The following is a 3079-nucleotide window of genomic DNA, read 5'->3' as shown; positions in this document are numbered from 1 at the left end:
CCCCCCCCCCGCCCCCCCCCCCGGGGGGGGGGGCCCCGGGGGGGGGGGCCGCCCCCCCCCCCCACCCCCGTGTCACCGCCCGGTGCGCCCACGGGTTGGGCCCCACGGGCCCGTTCACCCCGGAAACGGGGGTGCCGGATTCGGGTGGATCTTCGGACTGCGTGCGTTCGGCGGGCGCCGATAGGGCACGCTTAGGGGCGTGGCTGTTACCTCCGAGTCCGCTGCGCTGCCCGCAGTCTCCGTGATCGTCGTCAACCACCGCGGCGCCGAGGACACGATCACGTGCCTGCGCGCGGTGCGCGACCAGTTGGACTACCCGGCGGACCGGCTGGAACTGATCTGCGTCGACAACACCCCGAGCAGCGCCGAGGCCGCCCGCATCCGCGCCGCGGCACCGGGCACCACCGTGCTGGAACCGGGCGAGAACCTGGGTTTCGCCGGCGGCTGCAACCTGGGCGCGCGGACCGCGTCCGGCCAGGTGCTGGCGTTCCTGAACAACGACGCCCGGCCGGACCGGGACTGGGTGCGGGCCGCGGTGGCGGTGCTGCGCGCCGAGCCGACGGTGGGCGCGGTGGCCAGCAAGGTCCTGGACTGGGAGGGCGAGCTCGTCGACTTCGTGGACGGCGGGCTCACCTGGTTCGGCATGGGCTACAAGCGGTTCGCGGGCGAACCGGACGACGGCAGCCACGACGCGCCGCGGGACGTGCTGTTCGGCACCGGTTCGGCGCTGCTGGTGCGCGCCGAGCTGTTCGCCGCGCTGGACGGGTTCGACGAGCGGTTCTTCATGTTCTACGAGGACGTGGACCTGGGCTGGCGGCTGAACCTGCGGGGCTGGCGGGTGCGCTACGAGCCGCGGTCGCTGACCTTCCACCGCCACCACGCCTCGATGACGCAGGTGTCCTCGGCGCGGGAGCACTTCCTGCTGGAGCGCAACGCGCTGGCCGCCCTGTACAAGAACGTCTCCGCCGAGACGCTGGCGAAGGTGCTGCCCGCCGCGATGGCGCTGTCGGTGCGCCGGGCCACCGCCCGCGGCGACATCGACCCGGACCAGCTGGAGATGACGCGGCGCCCGGAGGGCCCGGACTTCGACGACGACGTGCCGATCTCGCGGGACTCGCTGGCGAGCCTGCTCGCGATCGACCGGTTCGTAGAGATGCTGCCGCAGCTGGCCGCGTCGCGGGAGGTCGAGCAGGCCGCCCGGGTGCGCTCGGACGCGGACCTGGTGCCGCTGATGCGCAAGGCGATGGAACCGGCCTACCCGCTGCCGAGCTACCTGGCCGCGCACGAGGTGCTGGTGGACGCGTTCGGCCTGGACGAGGTCTACGGCCGCCCCCGCACCATCGCGGTGATCACCGGGGACGCGGTGGCCGAGCGGATGGCGGGCCCGGCGATCCGCGCCTGGCACATGGCCGAGGTGCTCAGCGCCGAGCACCAGGTGCGGCTGGTCAGCGTGAACGCGCACGTGAACCCGCCGGAGTCGGCCTTCCCCGTGGTGGCGGCGAAACCGCGCGAGCTCGCCGCGCACGTGGAGTGGGCGGACGTGGTGATCGTGCAGGGCCACGTGCTGGAGATGGTGCCCGCGCTCAAGCACGCCGACTCCACGAAGGTCGTGGTGTGCGACGTGTACGACCCGATGCACCTGGAGCTGCTGGAGCAGGGCCGGGACACCGACGACGAGCGCCGCGCCGCCGACCTGCGCGGGGTGACGAAGGTGCTGAACTCGCAGCTGGAGCGCGGTGATTTCTTCCTGTGCGCCTCGGAGCGGCAGCGGCACTTCTGGCTGGGGCACCTGGCGTCGCTGGGCCGGTTGACGCCGGGCCTCTACGACACGGATCCGACGGTGCGCTCGCTGCTGGAGGTGGTGCCGTTCGGGTTGTCCTCGGTGGCGCCGCGCCGCACCGGCCCGGCGATCAAGGGCGTGCAGCCGGGCGTGGACGCCGACGACAAGGTGGTGCTGTGGGCGGGCGGTGTCTACAGCTGGTTCGACCCGCTGACGCTGCTGCACGCGGTGGACCGGGTCGCGCGGCGGCACCACGACGTGCGGTTGTTCTTCCTCGGCATGAAGCACCCGAACCCGGACGTGCCGGAGATGGGCATGGCGGACCGGACCCGGCACCTGGCGAACCGGCTGGGGTTGACCGGCAAGCACGCGTTCTTCAACGAGACGTGGGTGCCGTACGGGGAGCGGCAGAACTTCCTGCTGGACGCCGACTGCGGCGTGACCTCGCACTTCGAGCACGTGGAGACGACGTTCGCGTTCCGCACCCGGGTGCTGGACTACCTGTGGTCGGGCCTGCCGGTGGTGACCACGGACGGCGATTCGTTCGCGGACCTGGTGCGCCAGGAGGGCTTGGGCGTGGTGGTGCCCGCCGAGGACCCGGACGCGCTGGCCGCGGCGCTGGAGCGGGTGCTCTACGACGCGGAGTTCGCCGCGTCCTGCCGGGAGCGCATCGAGGCGGTGCGGGAGCGGTTCACCTGGGAGTCGGTGCTGGCGCCGCTCACCGAGTTCTGCCGCGATCCGCGTCCGGCCGCGGACCGGTTGCGCGCCGCCTCGCCGCTGACCCGGACGCAGCCGCCGGACCGGGTGGAGGCGGTGCGCCGGGACGTGGCGCTGCTGCGCGAGTACCTGGACGCGGGTGGCCCGGTGGAGGTCGCGCGGCGGGCCGGTGGCCGGTTGCGCAGGCTGGCCGGTGATCGGCTCCGCAAGCGGTGAGCGGGCCGCTGCGGGTCCTGCTGGACGGCACTCCGCTGCTGGGCAGGCGCACCGGGATCGGGCGCTACACCGCGTCGTTGAGCGCGGAGCTCGGCCGGATGTCCGATGTGGACGCTCGGGCGATCGGATTCACGGCGCGCGGCTGGCGCGCGCTGCGCGGGGCGGTCCCGCCGGGGGTGCGGGCCACCGGGGTACCGGTGCCCGCGCGGGCGGTGCGGGCGTTGTGGACCCGGGCGCCGCGCGCGCCCGGGGGGGCGGGGGGCGGGGGGCGGGGGGGGTGGGGCGGGGGGGGGGGGGGGGGGTTCCCCCCGCGGGGGGGGCGGGGGGGGTGGGGCGGGGGGCGGCCCAGGGCGTCGCCGCCAGCGG

General features: G+C 74.8%; 1 protein-coding gene and 1 pseudogene. Both read left to right on the top strand.

Going from position 1 to position 3079, the window contains the following annotated elements:
* Positions 1–199: 199 nt before the first annotated feature.
* A complete protein-coding gene (locus tag LCD33_RS05545) occupies positions 200–2713 on the top strand; it encodes a glycosyltransferase (protein ID WP_224967641.1) in 2514 nt (837 codons plus the stop codon).
* Positions 2710–2961 (top strand): annotated as a pseudogene (locus tag LCD33_RS05540) (glycosyltransferase family 1 protein); the annotation flags it as partial. The gene LCD33_RS05545 and the pseudogene LCD33_RS05540, both read left to right, overlap by 4 nt.
* Positions 2962–3079: the final 118 nt, after the last annotated feature.

This window comes from Saccharopolyspora sp. 7B (assembly GCF_020177435.1).
Taxonomy (GTDB): Bacteria; Actinomycetota; Actinomycetes; order Mycobacteriales; family Pseudonocardiaceae; genus Saccharopolyspora_C; species Saccharopolyspora_C gregorii.
The sequence above is the reverse complement of the archived record's forward strand: the minus strand, read 5'-3'. Positions and strand labels throughout refer to the sequence as shown.